At 71.4% G+C, this 23,213-nt stretch carries 13 protein-coding genes; 7 read left to right on the forward strand and 6 right to left on the reverse strand.

The features are described 5' to 3' along the window. Positions 1-218 precede the first annotated feature (218 nt). Together KS423_RS07000 and KS423_RS07005 are read right to left on the reverse strand one after the other, a co-directional pair. Complete coding sequence (locus tag KS423_RS07000; RefSeq protein ID WP_224276198.1) at positions 219-1,856, reverse strand: amidohydrolase; 1,638 nt, start codon at positions 1,854-1,856, stop codon at positions 219-221. Between the two features lie 51 nt (positions 1,857-1,907). Beyond that, a complete protein-coding gene (locus tag KS423_RS07005; RefSeq protein WP_224276200.1) occupies positions 1,908-3,335 on the reverse strand; it encodes an APC family permease in 1,428 nt (475 codons plus the stop codon). Positions 3,336-3,744: 409 nt separating this feature from the next. Between KS423_RS07005 and KS423_RS07010 the strand changes: the two genes are divergently transcribed. Together KS423_RS07010 and KS423_RS07015 are read left to right on the forward strand one after the other, a co-directional pair. Next, on the forward strand, positions 3,745-4,221 hold the full coding sequence (locus tag KS423_RS07010) for a very short patch repair endonuclease (protein ID WP_224276202.1): 477 nt from the start codon (positions 3,745-3,747) through the stop codon (positions 4,219-4,221). Between the two features lie 11 nt (positions 4,222-4,232). Then, positions 4,233-5,486 carry a DNA cytosine methyltransferase gene (locus tag KS423_RS07015; protein WP_224276204.1) on the forward strand — a complete coding sequence of 418 codons (1,254 nt, stop codon included), beginning with the start codon at positions 4,233-4,235 and terminating at the stop codon, positions 5,484-5,486. Between the two features lie 2 nt (positions 5,487-5,488). Here the strand turns inward: KS423_RS07015 and KS423_RS07020 are convergent, their stop codons facing one another. Genes KS423_RS07020 through KS423_RS07030 form a run of 3 tightly spaced genes read right to left on the reverse strand, consistent with a single transcriptional unit; the run spans position 5,489 to position 9,533 of the window. Then, the gene (locus KS423_RS07020; protein WP_224276206.1) at positions 5,489-6,391 is read right to left on the reverse strand and encodes a DUF6339 family protein; all 903 of its coding nucleotides are present in this window, start codon (positions 6,389-6,391) and stop codon (positions 5,489-5,491) included. Continuing rightward, entirely contained in the window at positions 6,388-7,392 is a 1,005-nt protein-coding gene (locus tag KS423_RS07025) for a hypothetical protein (protein WP_224276208.1), read from the reverse strand. Before KS423_RS07025 ends, KS423_RS07020 begins: the two co-directional genes overlap by 4 nt. Further along, on the reverse strand, positions 7,389-9,533 hold the full coding sequence (locus KS423_RS07030) for a helix-turn-helix transcriptional regulator (protein WP_224276210.1): 2,145 nt from the start codon (positions 9,531-9,533) through the stop codon (positions 7,389-7,391). The genes KS423_RS07025 and KS423_RS07030 overlap by 4 nt, the downstream gene beginning before the upstream one ends. Positions 9,534-10,005: 472 nt before the next feature. Between KS423_RS07030 and KS423_RS07035 the strand changes: the two genes are divergently transcribed. From KS423_RS07035 to drmB, 5 genes are all read left to right on the forward strand, one after another. Then, entirely contained in the window at positions 10,006-10,245 is a 240-nt protein-coding gene (locus tag KS423_RS07035) for a hypothetical protein (RefSeq protein WP_224276212.1), read from the forward strand. A gap of 61 nt (positions 10,246-10,306) precedes the next feature. After that, on the forward strand, positions 10,307-15,073 hold the full coding sequence (locus KS423_RS07040; protein ID WP_224276213.1) for a DEAD/DEAH box helicase: 4,767 nt from the start codon (positions 10,307-10,309) through the stop codon (positions 15,071-15,073). Next, positions 15,070-16,986 carry a UvrD-helicase domain-containing protein gene (locus tag KS423_RS07045; RefSeq protein ID WP_224276215.1) on the forward strand — a complete coding sequence of 639 codons (1,917 nt, stop codon included), beginning with the start codon at positions 15,070-15,072 and terminating at the stop codon, positions 16,984-16,986. The genes KS423_RS07040 and KS423_RS07045 overlap by 4 nt, the downstream gene beginning before the upstream one ends. After that, positions 16,983-20,255 (forward strand): helicase-related protein, encoded by a 3,273-nt coding sequence (locus KS423_RS07050; RefSeq protein ID WP_224276217.1) that lies wholly within the window; start codon positions 16,983-16,985, stop codon positions 20,253-20,255. Before KS423_RS07045 ends, KS423_RS07050 begins: the two co-directional genes overlap by 4 nt. After that, entirely contained in the window at positions 20,252-22,111 is a 1,860-nt protein-coding gene (drmB, locus tag KS423_RS07055) for a DUF1998 domain-containing protein (RefSeq protein ID WP_224276219.1), read from the forward strand. Before KS423_RS07050 ends, drmB begins: the two co-directional genes overlap by 4 nt. Before the next feature lie 80 nt (positions 22,112-22,191). Here drmB and KS423_RS07060 read toward each other — a convergent pair whose 3' ends face one another. After that, positions 22,192-23,205, reverse strand: a complete 1,014-nt coding sequence (locus KS423_RS07060) for a DNA cytosine methyltransferase (protein ID WP_224276221.1) — start codon at positions 23,203-23,205, stop codon at positions 22,192-22,194. Positions 23,206-23,213: the final 8 nt, after the last annotated feature.

A 23,213-nucleotide genomic window follows, 5' to 3' on the forward strand; every position in this document is an offset into this window, starting at 1 on the left:
CTGCGGGCGGCGGGCGGCTGAGGCTCGCGGGCCACCGGTGGGCCACGGCCCGCCGGTGGCGAACGCCGCGCCGGAACGCGCCCACGCCGCTCCACGCAGCACCGCACCACCCCGCACCGCACCACCCCGCACCGCACCGCACCGCCCGGGAACGCGAAAGCCGTCGGTGGTGAGCCCCCGTGCGCTCACGACCGACGGCCAATCCGTCCGTTCCCCGGTCAGTCCGCCGCGTGCACCAGCTCCCCGCCGACGTACGTCCGCAGCACCCGGGCCTGCGCGATCTCCTCCGGCGGCCCGGTGAGGATGTCCCGGTCGAGCACCACCAGGTCCGCGAGCCGTCCGGCCGCCAGCACCCCGGCGTCGTCGTGCCCGTTCAGGTAGGCGGTGCCGGCCGTGTACGCGGCGATGGCCGAGCCCAGGTCGAGCCGCTGCTCGGGCAGGAAGACCCGCCCGTCGGTGGCCTCCGGCTCCATCCGGTTGACCGCCACGTGCAGCCCCTCCAGCGGGCTCGGGCTGCTCACCGGCCAGTCGCTGCCGGCCGCCAGGGTGGCGCCGGCCCGCTGGAGGGCGCCGAACGGGTACTGCCAGGCGGCCCGCTCCGGCCCGAGGAAGGGGATGGTCAGCTCGTCCATCTGCGGCTCGTGCGCGGCCCAGAGCGGCTGGATGTTGGCGACGGCGCCGAGCCGGGCGAAGCGCGGGAGGTCGTCCGGGTGGACCACCTGGAGGTGGGCCAGGTGGTGCCGGGTGGCGCGCCAGCCGTTGGCGGTGCGGGCGGCCTCGACGGCGTCCAGCGCCTCGCGCACGGCCCGGTCGCCGAGCGCGTGGAAGTGCACCTGGAAGTCGAGCGCGTCCAGTTCGGTGACGTAGCCGCGCAGCGCCGCCGGATCGACGAAGCTGAGGCCGGAGTTGGCGGTGGCGCAGCCGCAGCCGTCCAGGTACGGGCTGGTCATCGCGGCGGTGAAGTTCTCCGCGATGCCGTCCTGCATGATCTTCACCGAGCCGGCCCGGAACCGCCCGTGGCTCAACTCCTCGCGCCGCCGAACGAGTTCGGGGATCTGCTCGGCGCCCCGGTCGCGCTCCCACCAGAGCGCGCCGGTCACCCGGGCGGTCAGCGCGCCGGAGCGGGCGGCGGTCAGGTAGGCGTCGGACGGGTCCGGCTGGCCGTTGAACTCGCCGAGCAGCGCGTCCTGCCAGCCGGTGATGCCGAGCGAGTGCAGCAGCCGCTGGGCGCGCAGCAGCCCGTCCAGCCGGTCGGCGGCGGTCGCGGGCGGCAGCAGCCGGGCGACCAGGCCGGTGGCGCCTTCCTGGAGCGTGCCGCTCGGGGTGCCGTCGGGCTCGCGCTCGATCCGGCCGTCGGCCGGGTCGGGGGTGTCGGCGGTGAGGCCGGCCAGCTCCAGTGCCCGGGTGTTGGCCCAGGCGCCGTGGTGGTCCCGGTTGGTCAGGTACACCGGCCGGTCGGGGACGACGGAGTCGAGCAGCTGCCGGGTGGGCAGGCCGCCCTCGAAGCTCTCCATCGACCACCCGCTGCCGGTGATCCACTCCTGCTCCGGGTGGGCCTCGGCGTACGCCCGGATGCGCGCCAGGTAGTCGGCGACGCCGACCGTCCCGGTGAGGTCGCAGGCGGCCAACTCGGCGCCGCCGAACACCGCGTGGATGTGGGCGTCCTGGAAGCCGGGCAGCAGCAGCTTGCCGGTGAGGTCGACGACCTCCGTCTTCGGCCCGATCAGCTCCCGCACCTCGTCGTGCCCGACGGCGGCGATCCGTTCGCCGACGACCGCCAGGCCGCTCGCCCGGGTGCGGGCGGCGTCGCCGGTGTGGACGGGGCCGTGGGTGAAGACCAGATCGGCCTGGGTCATGGGTGGTGCTCCGTTCTCGCGTGCTTCGTGCCTGGCTGTGCTTCGTACGGGCTACTCGGCGGCTCCGGCCTCCCGCAGGAAGTACGGCGAGCGCCGCCGCCAGCGGGCCCAGGCCGCCGCCGGCAGTCCGCTGACGATCATCAGGATCACCACGGACAGCTCGAACCAGCCGTTGTCGGCGGCGAGTTCGAAGTGGTCCGTGGAGTCGTAGAAGGTCCAGGCGAGGTAGCCGCCGACCGCGAGCAGCGCCGCCGCGCCCAGCAGCGGCCCGACCACCGCGCGCAGCCCCTCCACCAGGTCGGTGCGCAGCAGGTGGCGGAACCGGACGGCGGCCGCGACGGCGGTGAGCGCGTAGTAGAGCGCGACGACGATGCCGATCGCGTTGACCGCGGCCGAGATCAGGTCGTTGACGGTCGGGATGGCGATCGAGGCCAGCGCCAGGACGACCGCGACACCGGTGATCAGCAGGGTGCCGACGGCGGGGGTGGCGTGCCGGGGGTGCAGCCGGGTCCAGACCGGGCCGAGCACCCGGTCACGCCCCATCGCGTACATCCCGCGCGCGGTCGGGATCACCGAGGACTGCAGCGAGGCAACCGCGGAGAACATCAGCGCGATCAACGGCAGTGCGGCCAGCGGCTGTTCGGCGAGCTTGGTGCCGAAGTAGGTCAGCCCGTGGGCGCCGTTGTCGGCCAACTCGTCCAGCGGCAGCACCCGCTGGAAGGCCGTGCCGGCGAGCAGGAACAGCAGCAGCATCACCACCAGGGCGATCATGCCACCCCGGGAGGCGTCGCGCGGGTTGCGCACCTCCTCGCCGACGCTGAACACCGACTCGAAGCCCCAGTAGCAGAACACCGCCAGCACCATGCCCTGCGCGACCGCGTCGAAGGAGGGGATGTCGAAGGGGTTGTACCACTGGAGCGAGAACGGCTGGTCGCCGGCGAACAGCCCGTAGCCGCAGAAGCCGAGCAGCACGACGTACTCGAAGACCAGCAGCGCCTTCTGCAGCCGGGCCGCCAGGTCCAGCCCGCGCACCGCGACCAGCGCGGCGCCCACCAGCACCACCAGTCCGATCAGGGTGCACTGGACGGTCGAGTCGGCGTCGAGCCGCAGCCCGGCAACGCTGCGGACGTGGGCCTGGTCGAGCAGCTGGACGATCGAGGAGCCGGTGACGGTCGTGGTGTACGCCATGAAGACCACGGTCCCCACGGTGTTCACCCACCCGGTCAGGAAGCCCAGCCAGGGGCTGAGGGTGCGCCCGACCCACCGGTAGCTGCTGCCCGAGTCCGGTTCGACGGCGTTCAGCCGCCCGTACCCGCCGGCGATGGCGAGCACCGGCAGGAAGGCCAGCAGCATGATCGCCGGAAGGTGCAGGCCGACCACCCCGGCCATCAGGCCCAGGCCGATCCCGATACTGCTGGTGGCGGCCGTGCTGGAGGCGGCGATCGCCACTCCGTCCAGCAGGCCGATCGACTGCCGCATCGCGACGTGGGAGCCTCGCGCGTCCGCTCTCGGGCCGCTGCCCGTGTCCTTCACCGTCGATGCCAACGGATCACCGCCTTGGTCGTGGGGTGCACGTGTGGGGGAACGCCCGCGCCGGTCGGGAGGGTGACGCGGGCGGGAAGTGCGAGCCATGAAACCGGCGGTGCCGCCACACGTCAATGCTGTTGTCGTAACGCCCGCAGCCGCCGCGTTCCCTCCCGGCTCCCCGTGGTCAACCCCGGGTTCACCGGCCGCCGGAACCCGGCCTCCTACTGCGCCAAGACCTCACCGACAAGGTCAAGGCCGCCACCTCCAACCTCGCCCGACCCCCGCCCCACCCGGGGCGGGGGCTGCGCTCCGGACGGACTCCACTCGACGCGATGTCGGTGCCCGGAGCCAGAATGGGATCATGCCCTCCCTGGAGACCACTCCGAAGATCCGCGCCCGGATGAGCAAGCAGCGCAGTCATGACACGGGCATCGAGGTCACCCTCCGCAGGACCCTGCACGCGGCCGGCCTCCGCTACCGCGTCCACCGCAAACCGCTCAAGGGCGTACGCCGCGAGGCCGACGTTCTCTTCGGCCCGGCCCGCGTCGCGGTCTTCGTCGACGGCTGCTTCTGGCACGGTTGCCCGGAGCACGCGACGTGGCCGAAGAACAACGCCGAGTTCTGGCGGGAGAAGATCGAGAAGAACCGCGCGAGGGACGTCGACACGGACGCCCGCCTCGCCGAAGCCGGCTGGCTGTCGGTCCGCGTCTGGGAGCACGAGAGCGCCGCCGAGGCAGCCGAGCGGATCATCGCACTGGTGCGCGAGCGTCGGGTGGGCAGAGGGCGGAAGGTGGCAACGGAGCCGACCGAGTACATCACACAGCCTGTCGCCGGCTAGACTCTGGCCACATGACCAGCTCGGACGCAGCCGCCTCATTCCCTGAAAAACCGCATATTCTGGACCTTTTTGCCGGTCCGGGCGGTCTTGACGTGGCCGCGAAGATGCTCGACGTGCCCTCGCTCGGGATCGAGTGGGACAAGGACGCCTGTGACACGCGTTACGCGGCCGGGCTCAGGACGTGGCACGCGGACGTCAGCGAGGTCCGACGCGAACGATTCCAGAAGCTCGACGCGGACCTGAACGTGCTCGCGGGCGGTCCGCCCTGCCAGACGTACTCGGTGGCCGGAAACGGTGCGGGGCGCAGGGCCCTCGACAAGGTCAAGAAACTCATCCACGAGCTGGTGGACGGGGCAGGCGAGGAGGAGATCGACGAGCGCCTGACGGAGATGGGCGGAGATCCCCGGACCGCTCTGGTCCTGGAGCCGCTCCGGTACGCGATCAAGGCCCTCAGCTGCCCCAACCGAAACGGGCGGCCGTTCGACGTGATCGTCCTGGAGCAGGTCCCCGCGGTCAAGGCGCTTTGGGAGGTCTACAAGGCGGCCCTGGAGAAGGGCCTGCCCCGCGAGGACGGAACACCGGTCCGGTACAACGTCGCCGAGGTCAAGACCCTGCACACCGAGGCGTACGGCGTCCCGCAGACCCGCCGCCGCACGATCCTGATCGCACGACTCGTCGAGCACGGCGTTCCCCAGCTCCCCGCCCCCACTCACCACACTTTCAACCTGCGCAAGCCGGAGGAGGGCGGCCCCAAGGACATCCGGACCGCGCTGCCGGTGGACGGAGGCACGGCGCCGCTCAGGCCGTGGGTCCCGATGGGGGAAGTACTCACGAACCGGGAGCCTCCCTTCGAGATCGTGTCGAACTACGGCAGCGGCGGCGATCCGAAGAACCGAGGCATCCGCACGTACGAGCAGCCGTCGTTCACCGTCACCGGGAAGGTCTCGCGCAACGCCATCCGGCATCCGGGCGGCAGCCCCCTCACTCCGGACCGACTGACCATCCCCGAGGCCGGCATCCTCCAGACCTTCCCGCCCGACTACCCCTGGGACGGCGGCGACCGGTCGCAGCAAGTGGGCAACGCCGTGCCCCCGCTGTTCGGCGTGCATGTCCTGGCGGCGGCACTCGGCAAGCCACTCCCGCCGGAGGAGGGCCTCCGGAAGAGTTGGCGTCGACCCGACCGGGACGGGAAGGAGTACAAGACCCTTCGCATGGAAGGTTGCGAGGCCGAGAACGGCTGCGGCAACAACTGCCCGAAGCCCTAGGCTCAGGCTTCCGCCTCGATCTCCTCCGTTTCCTCCCGCCCCCGGACCGGCGCGTCCGCGAAGAGATCGGCGAAGTAGTCCACCAACGTGCTCACGGACAGCTCCGGCGCGCGCTCTTCCTCGGGGCCCGTCGGAAGCGCGTTCCGTGACACCTGCCGGGCGGTCTCGGCCTCGTCGATCCAGTCGAGCAGCGGCCGGGACTCGCGCTCGGCATCGGGGGCGATCACGTCGTACATCAGTGTCGCCGCGGAGGCGTTGACGGCCCCGGCCAGGGCATTCGCCTCGCGCCCACCGGTGACCGTGCCCTTCGCGACCAGTCGGGCGATCGCCTGGGCAGTCGGCCGGTGGTTGATCACGGACATCCGCAACGCCGTGTTGAGGATGTCCTGGTTGCCGCAGGCCGCGACCACCGGGGCGTAGTCCGGACCGTCGCGGAAGAGTTCGGCCGCCCACCACAGGCGGGAAAAGGCCTGCTTGTGGTACGGCCCTCGGAAGCGGTCGGCCGCCACCTTGGCCGGCTTGCCGTCCTTGGGTTCGGCCAGATGCCGCCAGACCACGTAGTCCGGGGCCACGCCGAGGGCCAGGTAGTTCCAGAAGCCGGGGTCGGCCGCTTCGCGGCGGGTGAGTCGGAGCGCGGCGTGGAGACGGGGTGCCAGCCAGGCGTCCGCCTGGGTGGCCTTGAGCCCGTTGGCCCGGCAGTAGGCCATGGCGTCCTCGACCAGGTCCCGGACGGGACGCAGCTCACCGCGCCGCTCGGCGTGCGGCAGCGGTTCGGTGACCAGGTTGAGCTTGATGCTCGGCACGTTCTCGCGGCCGGTGAGTAGGCCTTCGGTGACGAAGTCCGTCGCCTCGGCGCCGGGAAGCAGGGCGAGCCGCTCCGGGAGGTGATCGGGCCGGTCGGTCATGCGTCGTCCCCCTGCGTGAGGCGTTCCAGGTCGTGGATGGTGGTGGAGAGCGTCCGGGGGACGCCGGCCCGCCGGGAGGCGGCGTAGTGGATCCGGGACTGGAGTTCCCCCCACCCGGCGGCGGACGCTCCGGTGCGAGCCGTGTGGACCGCCCGCAGGGCGGCCTCCGGCTCACGGTCTGCGTACACGTCCGGGAGCATCTCCCGGAGCACCTCGCCCTGCCAACCGTGCGGGAAGACCGGGGTGCCGTCCTCCTCGACCTCCAGGTCGCCGACGGCGGAGTGGAAGACGGCCGTCCAGACCTCGGAGCACATCTGGGCGAGCAGGAGTTCCCGGACGGTCTTCTCCGGGCCGCTGCCGCCGTCGGCGCCGATCAGGTCGCCGAGCCCGTCGAAGTCGGAGTTGACGCGCACGGCCGGGATCCGGCCGGTGGTGTCGACCAGCCAGGGTGAGTCCTTGAACCGCTGGAGCCGGCTCGCTCCGGACCCGAACTTGACCATCTTGACGTCGAGTTCGCGGGCGAGCGAGGGCACAACCTCGATCACGTCGACGAACCATTCCACGTCGGAAGTGGCGATCACCCGACCGGGCACGCCGTCGACAGTGGCCACCACGTGCACCGCGAGGGAGGCGCGGTCGAGGAGGTCGCAACGGTGCAGGTACAGCTCGGCCGTGCGCGCGCGACCGTCCTCGGAGACCGCGGAGAAGTCCGCCGTCGTACGGCTGTTGGTGGCACGCTCGGTGAGGACCGCGACGACCTTGACGTTCTGCCAGGGCCCGGACGGATCCAGGGCCTTGGCCGGGAGTTCGACGGAGAGGCGGAGTCGGGCCTGGGTCCAGTCGGGGCGGTCCTCGTCCGGTCCGAGGGCGACCACTCGCTCGACGGTGGAGAGATACTTGCTCTCCACGTCCTCCCAGGACTCGCCCTCGGCCTTGAGCTGGGCGCTGTGGACGCGCCAGGAGACGTTCCCGGTGAGCCGCCGGTAGGGGTAGACCTTCACGCCTGCTCCCCCTTTCCGCTGCGGAGTTCGACGACGAGTCCGGTGAGTTGGGCCCGGACCGGGTGGCGGGAGACGTCGGTGACGCCCCGGAAGACGGCCTTGCGACTGCCCGGCGACAGCTGCAGGGCCCCGTCCACCACCTCGCAGCCGCTGATGGCGACGAGGTCCTTCCAAGGCGCGGCGGGCCGAGGCCCGGACCGCACGTCGAACTTGGCGACCGGCGTGACCGGACGGTCGGTGTCCACACCCGACGGCACCCGGAGGTCCACGGTGACCGACCAGGCTCCCGTGTCGTCGATCAGCGCGTCCACGTTGTCCAGTTCCGGCAGGGCCGAGGCCGCCGGCTGACGCGTCCGCTTCGTGGGGCCGCCGACCTTGAGCCGGCCGGCGATCTTGGCTTCTCCCCCGTTGCGACGCTTGGCCTTGGGTACGGCGACGAGGTCGCGCACCGCGGTGTTCGCCGCGGTGGTCAGGGCGGCGATGCGCCGGTAGGCGGAGGGCGAGTAGGACAGGCACAGTTCCTCCGTCTGCCCCCACTTGTTGTGCTCCGGCGGCTCGGAGGCGCGGAGGAACTCCTCGGCGGCCTCGGCGCCGAGGGCGTCCGGGCCCGCCGCGCGGCCGGTGAGGAGAATGGCCTGGAAGGGGTTGGTGCCGATCGGCAGGTTGGGGACGGCACCGTCCTTGACGGTCATGCGGTTGCCCCGCATGGACACCAACCGGTTGGACCGGCCGTCGCCGTCCTCCGCGTCGGTGACCAGGACCACCGCATCGTGCGGCACACCGCCGCGCACCTGGCCGCCGTGGAGCGGCACATGGAGCGGCACGGTCGCGCGGGCGACCTGGCCGCGTCCGGTGAGCCGGTCGACGGTGGTCCCCTCCAGGAAGGCCCGCAGCGCGCGGGTGCGGGAGGGCTGGGCCACGGCCGGGTCCACGCGCTCCTCGGGGATGAGCACCTCGCCGTTGCGATAGGTACGGACGGACGCCTCCAGGTGCGGCTTGTGGTCGCCGCCGCCGGTCATCGCGGCCCAGAAGTTGCGCCCGAGCGCGTCGACCAGTCGGGCGTGCATGCGGTGGACGGAGTCGTCGTCATCGGTGGTCTCCTCCTCGTCTGCGGCACCGTTGAGGGCCAGCAGACTGGCCACGTCGTGGGCACCGACGATGAGGAAGGACGTGCCGGGAGCCGCGCTCTCGCGGGTGAGGTGGAGCTTCTCGACGGTCTCCTCGTCGGCCCACCAGGAACGGACCACGTCCGCGGACGGGCTGGTCGGGTCGGGACGTCCGAACCAGGCCGGACCGGCGCACGCCCGGCCGTTCACCTCGCGCCAGGGCAGGTCGAGCCGGCCGATGAGGCGCCGCTCGGTGCGGCCCTCGTGGGGCTCGGAGAGGGTGGAGTTGATCAGCACCAGGCCGAGTCGGCTGGTCGCCCACAGAGTGGCCTTGCCCAGGCCATAGGAGCCGCCGGCCCCGAGGTCCCGTTTGTGGCTGTCGAGTTGACGACGGACGACCGCGGCGAAGAGCCCGTCCGCGTAGTCGTCGCCGGTCAGACCGGTGGCGTTGTAGTCGTCGACCCGGAGGAGCACCAGACGGTCGTGTTGGTACATGTCACGCAACCCGGCGGCGATCGTGCGCGACACCTTGCTCTGCTTCCCGCCGTCGGCGGTGAGCGCCTCGTAGTGCGGGAGCAGGCGATCCCATCGGATGGCCTCTCGGAACCGCGCCAAGGCCTCCCCGGTGAGCTCGTGCAGGGTGTACCGTACGCGGACCGGCTCGACCGGATCGAGGCGTGCGTCGAGACTGTTCTGGGTGGCCTCGCGGGCGAGCACCGAGACATCGGCCTCGAAGGCGAACGCGGCGGCGTTGCCGTACTCGCGGCCGCCGTCGACGTGGGCCGGCCGGTGGTACCAGTCGACGGGCAGGCCGAGTTGGGCGTCGGAGCTGCGGGTGTGGATGGTCTCCAGGTCGGTGTTGAGCAGCGCGGCGATGTCCCGGATGGTCTCGTCCCGGGGTACGGAACGGCCGACGATCCAGGCGGACACGGCGGCCCGGGTCTTGCCCAGCTCCTGCGCCAGATCGGTCTGGGTCTTCCCGGCGTTCTTGAGCTGGCGCGCCAGCCAGGGGCCGAATTCCTCAGCCGCCTTCACGTCCCACCTGCTTCCGCATGGCTTGTTTCACGAGGTGGGAGCCACGCTACCGCACCGCTGTTGACAGCGACACCCCCATTGTCAACTGACACTTGACAGTGGTCGCGCTCGACGGGAGCAGACGTCGAACGCAATCGAAAAAGGGCATCCGACCACTCCTTCCGTTTGCCCGAATTTCCCCGAAAACCCCGAGGAAATCCCTTTGATTCGAGGCCCGCCAGCCTCTCGCAGGCCCCTTGACACGCCGACCGGATCCATGGCAAAGTGATCGCCAATTCCCCGGCGGGCGCCGCGGAATTGGCCCCGACCTGGGGCCCGGTTCGCTTTGTTTTCCTTGGGGGGAATTCATCACGGCCGCCTCCGGAATCAATTGCGGATTCCGCGGATTCTTGCGCGACCCGTTCCCCTCCTGCACCACTTCGCACCATTTCATCGTGTAAGTCCACGAACAGCGAAAGCGCAGGTTACCCCGGTGTCCCCGCAGAACTCCCCGCTCCACCGCATGCGTTCGATCGTCTCCACGTACGACCGGATCGCCCACGAGGCCCCGCAGGACCTGGGTGCCTACCTCTACCTGTACGGCATCGACCACGACATGGTCGCCACTTACCGGAATGCCATCCGCGACGCCGACGCCCGTACCCGCCGCCCGCGCCGGAACCCGGGCAACTGTCAGCGCATCGTCAGTTTCACCATCCGCCACGGTCGCTGACGACACGTCCGACATTCCGCACCGCTCACCCCCTCCCTCCGAACCCGAAGTGGAACCATCCGTGGCCGACCCGCAGTCCCCCGTGATCCGCACCGTCGTCGAGCAGTCCCTCCGCGTCCTGGAGACCTACGCCGTCGACCCGGGCCTGATCCCCGAACACGCCAACGGCGAACGCCGCATCACCCAGGGCGGGTACGGCGACCGGCAGCTCTTCGAGCTCGTCCAGAACGCGGCCGACGAGCTGCGCGACGAGCCCGGCGGCCGGATCCACGTCGTCCTCACCGGCACCCACCTGTACTGCGCCAACCAGGGCAACCCGGTGACGCCCGAGGGCGCGGAGACCATCCTGCGCATGAGCATGTCCCGCAAGCGCGGTGGGCAGATCGGCCGCTTCGGTGTGGGGGTGAAGTCGGTCCTGGTGGTGACCGACGCGCCCGAATTCTTCAGCAGCGAGGGCAGTTTCGGCTTCGATCGGGCCTGGTCGTACGAGTCGATCCGGAACGTGCCCGGGGTGCGCGAGCGGCTCGGCGAGGAGTTCGAGGCGCCCGTGCTGCGCATGGCCCGCGAGCTGGACATGGCGGCCGAGCGCCTCAAGGACCAGGTGCTGGACGAACTGCTGGCGTGGGCCACCACGGTGGTCCGCCTCCCGCTGCTGCCCGGCGCCGCCGACCGGCTGGGCAAGGACATGCACGGCCACCAGGGCGCGGCCGGTCACGACACCCGCGAGGAATTCCCTTCCGGTTTCCACCTGTTCTCCCCGCACGTGGGCCACGTGGTCCTGGAGGACCGCCGGCCCCGCCCGATCGCGCGCCGGGCGCTGCGTTCCGAGCGGGCCGGCAGCCTGCACACGATCCACGAGGAGCGGGTCGGCAAGCCGCCGGCGACTTCGCAGTGGCGGGTCTTCACCCGCACCCACGAGCCCACCGAGGTCGCCCGGCGCGACGCCGGCGAGCTGCACGACCGACTGACCGTCGACCTGGCCTGGGCGGTACCGGCCTACAGCGCGGACGAGCGAACCGGGCTGCTCGGCGCCGCCGACGCCCGGGGACGCGGCCGGTTCTGGTCGTTCTTCCCGACCAAATACGAGATGACCCTCAGCGGCATCCTGAACGGGGCGTGGAAGACCAACGAGGACAGGCAGAACTTGCTGGACTCCTCACCGTTCAACGTCGAGATGATCCGGACCGCCGCCGGCCTGGTGATCGACTCGCTGCCCGAACTCGCGCCGGCGGAGGACCCCGGTGCGTACCTCCCGCTGCTGCCGGGTCGTTCCAAGGGCGTGGAGACGATCAGTTGGGCCGACCGGCTGCTCACCGAGCAGATCTGGGCCGCCGCCGCGGTGCGTCCGTCGCTGCCCGACCAGGACGGTGTCCTGCGCGTCCCCGGCGGCCTGAACATCCACCCGGACCTGGGGAAGGACAGCACCGCGGTCAACCGTTGGCTGCGGTCCTGGCACGCGTACCCCGGGCGCCCGCGCGACTGGGTGCACCCCTCGGTCGAGGCCACCGACCTACGGACGGGCAAGGTCCAGCACATCCTGGCCGCGGCCCGCCGGCAGCGGGCCTCGATCGTCGAGTGGCTGGAGGCGCTGGTCTCCGACGGCACGGCGGAGGCTTCGGCGGCCGCCATCCGGATTGTCGCCGACATGATCGGTTCGAACGCCGGCTGCGCCGCGGAGGCCCGCACGGCCAGGATCGTGCTCACCGAGGAGGACGGCCTGGTCGCCCCGCGGGGAAGCGAGGTGTACCGCCGCACCGAGGAGGACGGCCTGCGGGAGTCGCTGGTCTACGTGGATCACGCCCTGTCCGACGACCCGTCGCTGCACTCCGCCCTCACCGCCCTCGGCATCCAGGAAGCCGACGTCCGGGGGCGCTTCGTGAGCGTTCTCGACCAGGGCTTCGGCTCGTACGGCCCGCAGGAGTGGAACCGGTTCTGGGAGCTCTTCCACCGGGCGGGCGCCGCTGTGGTGGGCCACGAGGTGACCAAGCGGGTGGACTCCCCGCTGGAGACGCTGATGGTGCGGACTGCGGACGGCCGCTTCCACACCATGCGCGACTGCATGCTGCCCGGTGTCGTCGTCACCGCGGAGAGCGACCCCGCGATCGCGGTGGACATGCGCTTCCACTCCGACGACGCGGGATTCTTCCGCGAGTTGGGCCTGCGGGACCGCCCGACCGGCAAGCACAGGCCCGAGGAGGAGGCCTGGTTCGAGGAGTATCGGGTGGCCGTGCACGCGGCGTACTGCCGCACGCTGGACGACCGGGCGAGTCGACCGACCCTGGCCAGGATCAGGATCGAAGGCTCGCCCGTCGGTGGGCCGCTGCACCTGCTGCCCCGTCTCTCGGAGCCGGCACGCGCGGCCTTCCTCCGGGCGCTGCCGGAAGACGCGCTGGTCGAGCACTGGACCCGGCAGATCGGGGCTCAGGTCGACTCCCGCCGATCGGTGTCGTCCCCCATCCGGTGGATGCTCTCCCGACACGGCCTGGTCGACACCTCCCAGGGTCTCAAGTCCCTCAAGGAAGCCGTGGGGCCGCAGCTCGACGCCTATCGTGACGTGCTTCCGGTGGCGTCGATCAGCGGGGAGAAGGCCCGCAAGCTGGGGCTCGCCGACAGCGTCGAGAAGGTCCGTCCGAAGCAGTGGGAGCAGCTCCTGGAGAAGCTCCAGGAGAGCGAGGACGACGCCTTCGTCGGGTCCACCTACGCCCTGCTGACCCGCTTGGAGATCCCCTTCCCCGAGGACTCCCTGACCCGGTGCCGGGTCGGCGACGCCTGGGACACCCGGGCAGACAGCGAGATCGCCGTTGCAGCGAACCCGGAGGAGTACCGCTCCTTGCAGGCCGAGCGGGTGCCCGCGCTGCTGATGCCGAACCAGGAGTCCGCGGACCTCATGGTCGAACAGTGGGGCATGTTGCGCCACGACGACGTCATCACCCGGGAGACCCGACACGAGTCGAACGTGGAACCCGTTCCGCTGGTCGAGGAGTTCCCGACGCTGAGACAGAAGATGGGCACCGCGGTCGGCACGTACTCGCTGCTGCGCTGCTCCACGTTGGAGGAGGTCCTGCGCACCCCGAGCGGCCCGAAGCCGAAGTCCCTGGAGAGCGCCCGCCAGGGCAACGTGATCAAGGTCCTGGACTCGCTGGACCGGCTGGGCACGCTCCGGGCGGTGGACCGTGAGTTGGGTCTGCGGATGGGAGAGGCCGGCTGCCGGGCGCTCCTGGAGGCCCAGGCCCGCCAGGAGCAGGACGAGAAGGTGCGGTCCGCGCTCAAGGCGATCCGCGAGGCCGCGGACGTGACGACCAAGCTGGAACTGCTGATCGGCCCGGAGGCCCTGCGCGACCGGCTCCCCTCCGGCCTCATGGATGCCGAGCGCCAGGAACCGGACGGGCAGGAGCCCACCGGCCGCCGGATCGCACAGATGGCGTTCAACGCGCACGGAGACGCCGTGCTCAAGACCCACGCGCGCGACATCCAGGAGCGCTTCCCGAGCGCCCCGTCCTCCTACAGCGGGGGGCCGGCGGCAGTCTCCTTCGTCGCCGAACTCGGCCTGCCCGCGCCCTTCGCCGGCCACCGGGCCCCCACCCTCGAACAGAGCCTGACCGTGGAGGGCCCCCGGGACTTCCCGCGCCTGCACGACTACCAGGAGCGCCTCGCCCTCAGCATCTTCGAGATGCTGGACCGACTGGCCCCGCAGCGGGCCATGCTCTCGCTGCCTACCGGTGCCGGCAAGACGCGCGTCACCGCCGAGGCCGTCATCCGCTGGGTCAAGCAGGCAGGCACGCTCAGGGGCCCGATCCTGTGGATCGCCCAGACCGAGGAACTCTGCGAGCAGGCCGTGCAGAGCTGGCAGTTCGTCTGGAGCAAGGCCGGCGCGCAGGAGCGGCTGACGATCAACCGACTGTGGACCTCGAACGAGGCCGCCCCGGTCACGGACGGTCCGCAGCTCGTGGTGGCCACCGACGCCAAGCTGCGGGTGTGCCTCGACACCGACCGCTACGCCTGGTTGCGCGAGGCCGCTCTGGTGGTGGTGGACGAGGCCCACGTGGCGACCAGCCCGAGCTACACCGAGATCCTGAGCCTGCTCGGACTGACCCAGCACCGGACCGATCGGCACCTGCTCGGTCTCACCGCCACCCCGTTCCGCGGCCACAACGAGGAGGAGACCCGCCGGCTGGTCAACAGGTTCGGCGCACGTCGGCTGGACGAGGGGGTCTTCCCCTCCGACGACGCCTACGGTCACCTCCAGGACATCGGCGTGCTGGCACGCGTCGAGCACAAAGAGCTGACCGGCGGAACCATCTTGCTGTCCCGCCAGGAGCGTGAGAGCGCCGAGCAGTTCAGCCTGCTGTCCAAGGCCGCCGAGCAGCGACTGGCGGAGGACCACGACCGTAGCCGCCGCATCGTCGAGGAGGTCGCGGCGATGGACGAGAACTGGCCCGTGCTGGTGTTCGCCACCTCCGTGGAACACGCCAAGCTCCTGGCGGCCATGCTGATGGACCAGGAGATCTCCGCGTCCTCGGTGGACGCCACCACCTCCGACGCCGACCGCCGGGCCCGCATCCGGGACTTCCGCGATGGTCGGGTACGGGTACTGACCAACTACGGCGTGCTCACCCAGGGCTTCGACGCCCCGGCCACCCGCGCGGTGGTCGTCGCCCGCCCCGTCTACAGCCCGAACGTGTACCAGCAGATGATCGGACGAGGCCTGCGCGGCCCGCGCAACGGCGGCAAGGACACCTGCCTCATCCTCAACGTCCGCGACAACATCCGGAACTTCGACACCGCCCTCGCCTTCACGCAGTTCGAGCACCTGTGGAGCAACCGATGACCATCCAGCCCGAGGGCGGCCCCGTCCTCACCGCCGAACAGCAGGCCGTCGTGGACCGGCCGTGGGACACCCGGCTGCTGGTCACCGCGGGGGCGGGGACGGGCAAGACCCACACCCTGGTGCGCCGGATGGACGCGCTCGTCGGACACGTCGACCCGGACGAGGCGCTGGAGGCCTCCGAGTTGCTGGTCCTCAGCTTCTCCCGCGCCGCCGTCCGGGAACTGCGTGACCGGATCGCCCGGCACGGGGAGCACGCGCGGAGGGTACGGGTACAGACCTTCGACTCCTGGGCTTACTCCCTGCTGTTCCAGGCGTACCCGGACGAGGGGTGGTCCGCGCTCTCCTTCGACGAGCGGATCCGGGCGGCCACCGACGCGATCGAGAAGGGCGCACTGGAGTCCCTGGAGGCCGGTCCGCCGACGCACGTGATCATCGACGAGGTGCAGGACCTGGTGGGCGCCCGCCGGGAGATGGTGGAATCGTTGCTCGACCGGCTCCAGGACTCCAGCGGATTCACCCTCGTCGGCGACTCCGCCCAGGCGATCTACGACTTCCAGATCGAGGACCCGCAGGAGTACGCCGATCGCGCCGACCTCTTCCTCCGCTGGGTGCGGATCTCCTACGCCGACGATCTGGAGGAGCTGCGGCTGACCCGGAACTTCCGGGCCGTCACCCCCGAGGCACGCACCGCGCTCCCGCTCGGCCCCGCCGTCCAGGCCGTCGGCAGCGCCCCCGAGGGCGCGGACGCGGCCGCCGAACGCCTTCACGGAGAGCTGCGCGAGCTGCTGCTCGACCTGCCCGGCCTGGGCTCGTTCACCGACTCGTTCACGCTGGACACCCTGCGATCTTTCCCTGGTACCTGCGCGATCCTGTGCCGCGACAACCGACAGGCGCTGGTCGTCTCGGAGTTGCTGCACGCCCAGGGGATCCAGCACGCCCTGCGTCGCTCGCTCCGGGACCGGCCGGTGCCGTACTGGGTCGCCGAGGTACTGCGTCGGACCACGGCCGCCACCCTGACCGAGGAGCGCCTGCGCGACCTGCTTGCCGCGGTCCCGCTGCCCGAGGGCACCGACCTCGACCGAGTGTGGCAGTCCCTGCGGTCGGCGGCACGCGGCACCGGCCGGGGCACCCTCGACGTGGTGCGGCTGCGCCGCCTGGTGGCGGAGCGCCGCTTCCCGGACGAGCTGGCCGATCCGGAACCGGCCGGGCTCGTGGTGTCCACGGTGCACCGCTCCAAGGGCCTGGAGTTCGACCGGGTGATCGTGCTCAATCCACCGACCGTCGCCGAGCTGCGTCGGCGCACCGAGGAACCCGACGTGCCCGCCGAGGCCCGGGCCCTCTACGTGGCGATGACCCGGGCTCGGGAGGATCTGTACCGGGTCGCCCCGCCCGACACGGTGACGGTGCTCAGGCACAAGCCGACCGGACGGCTGTACCGAGGAGTCCCGAACCAGCGCCTGCAGTGGCGGCGCGACGGCATCGAAGTCCGGGCCGGGGACGTGGGCGCCCTGGAACCGGCCGACGCCCAGGTCGACGCCCCCGGCGCCCAGGCGTACCTGCTGGAGCGGGTGCGGCCGGGGGACGCGGTGACGTTCCGGCTCTGCGACGCCTTCCCCATGGGCCCCGAACAAAGCCCTCGGTACGCCCTGCTGCACGAGGGACGGGAGATCGGCGACGCCTCCGAGGCCTTCCGGAGCCAGTTGCACTCCGTTCTGAAGGTCGGCCCGAAGTGGGAGATCCGCTGGCCCCAGGAGATCTCCGGTCTGCGGATCGACTGCTTGGAGTCGGTGGCGGGCAGTCCGGCTGCCGGGGCCAACGCGGGCCTCGGTGACCACGGGGTGTGGATCGCCCCTCACATCAGCGGAATCGGACGGTTCCGGCACACCGCCGGGACCGAGGAGGAGCAGGAATGACCATCCATGCTGGGCGGCACGCCGGGCACTACGAGGTCCGCGAGAACCTGGTGGCCCGGCTCCGCCGGGAGCTGCTGGGCCCCGATGTCGACGCCTCCCCCGAGGAGCGCGCCGAGGTCCTGGACCAGGACGCCCCGATCACCCGCTACCCCGTCGGGGTACTCTACCCGCGACCGGCGAACGCCGAGGCCGGCGCTCGGCTCCTGGAGGACGTGGCCGAGCACGAGGGCCTGGACGAGGAAGCCGTGACCAGGGCGGACAGCCTCGACGAATCCGGGGCGGCGGCCGAACGCCCGGGCTCCGGCGACCGCCGCCCGGCCAGCGTCGGCCTGACCTTCGCGGTCGACGTCGCCGTCTGCCAGGAGATCGTGGTCTCGGCCCGCGCCGCCGTGTACGAGCCCGAGGACGCCGAGGGACGCAAGGTCTCGGCCCGCCGCAGCGAGGCCCGGACCACGTCCGACCAGAGGGAACGCTGGCGGCGCGTGGAGCTGGACCTGCCGGACACCACGGTCGACGTCCGCCACCCGGGCCGCGGCGCCTCCCGCGACCTGGTCGACGGCACGGCGCGGCTGGAGGTGCATGTGCGACGCCCGTCTCCGGAGACCGGCACGGTCACCGTCACGGTCACCCTGGTCAACATCCAGAAGGTGGGCGAACGGGAACTGCAGGACGCCTTCGCCCTCTTCCAGACCGGGCTGACGGTCCGTGCCGCCAACGGGTCGAGCGCGTTCGTGGAGCGCCCGACCGCTCTGTCCGCAGTCGATGCCGAGCTGGAGACCAGCCGACTGCTGCACCGGCACGCCCCCACCTTCGCCGCCGGGCACGGCTGCGCGGCGGTCTGGGACTGGACCCCGCCTCCGGTCGGCCTCACCGACGTGGTGCGGGCGGGTGTGACCGAGGTGCGCACGGACTTCGTGCCCACCCACGAGGTGCTGCTCACCGACTCCAACCCGACGATCGACGCCAAGACCCTCACCATGCTCGGCCTCGCCGAGGCCGGCGACCGCGAGGTGATCGCCGCCCTGGAGGGTCTGGCCGAGGGCTACGAGCGGTGGATCGAGCGGAAGCGGGACGAGGCCGCCGCGCTCGTGGGCACCTCGTACGAGCAGGCCGCGGCCGATCAGGTCAGCGCCTGCGGCGAAGCCCTGGAGCGGATCCGCGGGGGCATCGCGCTGCTGCGCGACCAGCCCGACCTGATGTGGGCGTTCCGCCTGGCCAACCGGGCGATGGCGACTCAGCGGGCCAGGGCCGCCTGGGTCAAGGAGGGCCGGTTCGGTGAGCCGGACCCGGCCTCCGCGTGCTGGCGTCCGTTCCAGATCGCCTTCATCCTGCTGTGCCTGGCCGGGGTGGACGACCCCGAGCACCCCGACCGGGGCGTGTCCGACCTGCTGTGGTTCCCCACCGGTGGTGGCAAGACCGAGGCGTACCTGGGTCTGATCGCGCTGACCACGTTCCTGCGCCGCAAGCGCCGCGGGTCGGCCGGCGGCGGCGTCACCGTTCTGATGCGCTACACGCTGCGTCTCCTGACCCTGCAGCAGTTCGAGCGTGCCGCGATCCTGATCTGCGCGATGGAGCGGATGCGCCGGGAGAACCAGGAGGAGCTCGGCCACGAGGAGATCTCCATCGGCATGTGGGTGGGCAGGTCCGCCACGCCGAACAGACTGGACGTGGCCTCCCGACAGCTCGACGCCGCCCGAGCGGGGCGGCTGCTCCAGACGGAGAACCCCGTCCAGCTGCACGCCTGCCCGTGGTGCGGAACCGCGCTCGACGCCCACCACTACGCGGTGGACGAGGAGGCTGAGCGGATGGACGTGCGCTGCCCCGGCACGGACTGCGAGTTCTCCGACGGGCTGCCCGTGCACCTGGTCGACCAGGCCGTGTACGCGGCCAGGCCCACCCTGGTGATCGCCACCGTCGACAAGTTCGCCTCGATGCCGTGGCGCGAGCAGACGGCCGCCCTCTTCAATCGCGACCGTCAGGACGCCACACCTCCGCCGGAGTTGATCGTCCAGGACGAACTCCATCTGATTTCCGGGCCGTTGGGTACCCTGACCGGCCTGTACGAGACGGCCGTCGACGTCCTGGCCGACCGCCCCAAGGTGATCGCCTCCACCGCGACCATCCGCCGCGCCGCCGACCAGGGCAGGGCGCTGTTCTCCCGCGAGGTCCGGCAGTTCCCGCCCGCCGGCCTGGACGCCCGCGATTCCTGGTTCGCCGTGGAGACCCCCGCGAGCGAGAAGGCGTCCCGCCGCTACGTGGGCCTGTTCGCCCCGGGCACCAGCCAGTCCACCCTGCTGATCCGCACCTACGCCACCCTGCTCCACCAGGCGATGCGAGCCGACACCCCGGAGGAGGTGCGTGACGCCTACTGGACACTGGTCGGCTACTTCAACAGCCTTCGGCTGCTGTCCGCCGCGGAACTCCAGGTCCACGACGACGTCGTGGCCTACCTTGAGCACCTCGCCGAGCGCGACGGCTGCGAGCCGCGCTCCGTCGGCAACAACTCCGAGCTGACCAGCCGGGTGGACGCCAGCGACATCCCGGCACGCCTGAAGCAGATCGAGCGCAGGCTCACGGACGGTGACCCGGCGGACGTCGTGGACGTGCTCCTCGCCACGAACATGATCGCCGTCGGTGTGGACGTGGACCGGCTCGGCCTGATGGCCGTCATGGGCCAGCCGCAGACCACCGCCGAGTACATCCAGGCCACCAGCCGGGTGGGTCGCGCGCACCCCGGTCTGGTCGCGGTGATGCTCAACGCCGCACGATCCCGCGACCGTTCGCACTACGAGAACTTCCAGCACTTCCACTCCGCGCTCTACCGCGAGGTCGAGTCGACCTCGGTCACGCCCTTCTCCGCCCGTGCCCGCGACCGGGGCCTGCACGCGGTGATCGTCGCCCTGGCTCGCATCGCGATCCCCGCGGCCCGCAGGGACGAGGACGCGGGGAGGATCGACCTCTTCCGGGACGAGCTGCGGGAGACGATCCGTCCGCTGATCCTCGAACGGGTCGGGAGCGTCTCGCCGAAGGAGACCGCCGCCAAGGAGGTCGCCCACGTCGCCGCGGCCTTCGACGAGTTCGTGGACTGGTGGCACGCCGAGGCCGAGGCACACAACGGTCTGTACTACGAACCCAAGCGCGGACGCTCCGTCCCCTCGCTGCTCAAGCCCTACGACGACGCCCTGGAGGACGTCGAGGCGTGGGAGACCCTGTGGTCCCTGCGCGACGTCGACGCCGAGTCCGCCCTGTTCATGGAGGCATCCCGATGACCCCGCCCCCGTCCCGTCGCCGGCGCGGCGCCGCCGGTTCCGGCGCACCGGCCCGTAACCTGCCCCGCCGTGGGGCGGTCCGCCGGGCCCAGGCCATCACCACCTACGGCGTGGGGTCGCTGGTCGCCGTCGACCAGGAGTCCTTCATCGTTGCGGGCATCGACGGCGCCGCCGAACAGTGGCCCCTCGACGAGGCTCCGGTGATCCGCGAGCCCCGCCTCGCCCGGGTGTTGGGCGTGCGGCACTTCCGCCTCCCGCCGGCCTCCGGCGACGACAGCCGGGACGGCATCCGGGTGCGCCGGTTCCCGCTCTGGCACCACTGCCCCGAGTGCCACGCGCTCGACCACGTGCGGAAGTTCAACTCTCCGCCCGGACGCAACGAGTGCGGCGAGTGCGGCGAGCCGCTGGTGCCCTCCCGTTTCGTGGTCGCCTGCGAGGACGGACACATCTCCGACTTCCCGTACTGGGGGTGGCTGCACCGGGGGCGGCGTGGCGAAAGCGGGTTCTGCGGCGGCCGGATGAGCCTGACGTCCTCCGGACGCACCGCCTCGCTCCGTTCGGTCGTGATCTCGTGCTCCTGCGGGGTACCGGAGGTGTCCATGGAAGGCTCCTTCCGGGCCGGCGCCCTCAAGGAGCTGCGCATCGACTGCCCGGGCGAGCGTCCCTGGCTGAAGGGTGCCGACAAGGCTTCCTGCTCCCGGACGCCCCGTACGCTCCAGCGCGGTTCCTCCTCCGTCTGGCAGCCGGTGCTGCGCTCGGCCCTGTCCATCCCGCCGTGGAGCGACACCCGGGTGAACGCCCTGGACAAGCACTGGGACAAGCTCCGCGGCTGCACCAGCCTCGTCGAGATGGAGATCCATCTCAAGCACATCTTCGACGGGATGCCTTCCCCCGTCAGTACCCAGGAGGCCCTGGCCCTGGTCGCCGCGATGGAGGCGGAGGACCACTCCGGAGAGGACGCTCCCGATCGCGACCAGGAGCAGCGCTACCGAGCCCTGCGCGACCTGGAGTACCAGCGCCTGTGCGCCGGCAATCCGGAGGAATCCGGCCATCACACCGAGCAGTTCGTCTGTGAGCCGCCGATCGGCGACGAGAAGCCCCTGATCGACCTGGGCCTGGTCACCCCGATGCTGGTGAAGAAGCTCCGCGAGGTCCGCGCCCTCAAGGCCTTCACCCGGGTCATCGATCCCGAGACCTCCTCCGAGGGCCACGAGGCGGAGTTGTCGCTCGCTCGTACCGACTGGCTGCCCGCCATGGAGGTCCACGGTGAAGGGGTGTTCCTCCGGTTCGACGAGGAGCGACTGGACGCCTGGGCCGAACTGCCCGCCGTCGCCGACCGCGTGGCACGCATGCGAATCCGCCACCAGCGGGTCCTCACCGAGCGGGCCTCCGACCCGGCTCGGGTCCCGGACTCCCCCGCCACCCCGCGCATGGCCCTGCTGCACACCTTCGCGCACGTGATGATCAACGAGTGGAGCCTGGAGTCGGGCTACCCGGCCGCCTCGCTGCGCGAACGGATCTACTCCGGCGACGAGATGGCCGGTGTGTTGATCTACACCGCCACCAGCGACTCGGCCGGCAGTCTCGGCGGCCTGGTCGCTCAGGGCGAGATCGACCGCCTCGCCCAGGCCGTGCGCTCGGCCGTCCACCGTGCCGAGTGGTGCTCCGCCGATCCGCTCTGCATCGAGACCGAGGTGTCCGGGACGGGCGGCACCAACCTGGCCGCCTGCCACGCCTGTGTGATGCTCCCGGAAACCAGTTGCGAGCACAACAACGGCCTGCTGGACCGGGCCTTGCTCGTCGGTACGCCGGAGGACCCGTCGATCGGCTTCCTCTCGCACCTGCTCACCCGCTGAGCGCCGGGCGGTGAAACCGGGGCGGGACGACGCACACCGCGCCGTCCGGCCCCGGCGTCACCGAGTCCGCGCTGCTCGGGTCACCGGCGACTCCACGGCGCGGGTACGGGCTGCCCCAACGCGGCCCGGATCGCCAGCCCGAGGGCCCGACCCACCGGGGGCGGCGTCGCATGGCCCACCTGACGGTAGCGGGCGGTCTTTCGACCGGCGAAGGACCAGTCGGCGGGGAACCCCTGCAACCGTGCCGCCTGTTCCACGGTCAGCGCCACCAGGCCCGTCCCATCGGGTGCGGGGTCCCAGGGATGATCCGGCCCGGGGACCGCGTCGGCGACGGTACCGCCGTTCACCCGCATGCGGGCCCAGGAACGCTTCGACCCACTGGGCCCGAGGTCCGCCCCGCCCCGGTTCCAGGAACCCCCGACCAGGGTCGGCGCGACCCGGGTGGCCTGTACCGCCCATGCGGCGGCGTGCGGCCAACCGCCCTCGGCCATCGAGGCCCCCAGCGCCTCGCCTACCGTGAGCGGCGGTTCGGCACCGCCGGCCGGAGGGACGAAGTCACGGATGGCGTCCCCCTTCAAGGCCACCAGGACCCCCTGCTTGCGGTCCTGGGGCACACCGTGTTCCATCGCGTTGACGACGAACCAGCGGTGCCGGTACCCAAGGTGTTCGAGCTCGGTCTCGACCTCCGAGCGGATGGATTCGTACGCGGGCTTGGAGGCCAACTCGGAGAGGTTCTCGATGAGCAGGGCACGCGGCTGCACGCCGTGCAGGAGCATGACCGTCGCATCGAGCAGCCGGAGTTCCTCCACGCTGTCCTCGCGCCTCACCGCGGCGCTCGCCTTCACCCGGGGCAGGCCGGCGGCCAGGAGGTCCACGTCGTAGCACTCCCGGTGCTCCTCCGGAACGAAGTCGAGGAGGTCGGCTTCGAGGACGTGCCAATCGGGGCGGTTCAGCCTCAGCGTCTCGCACGCCACCGGACGGTTGTCCAGGAGCAACACGGGGTCGAAACCCGCCTGTTCGAGACCGAGCACGAGGCCACCCGCACCGGCGCACACGGCGAGGCAGGTCAGACGGTCGAGATGGGACGTTTCCATGATCACCA

The sequence above is a fragment of the Streptomyces sp. LS1784 genome (genome assembly GCF_020103755.1).
In the GTDB taxonomy this organism is placed as follows: domain Bacteria; phylum Actinomycetota; class Actinomycetes; order Streptomycetales; family Streptomycetaceae; genus Kitasatospora.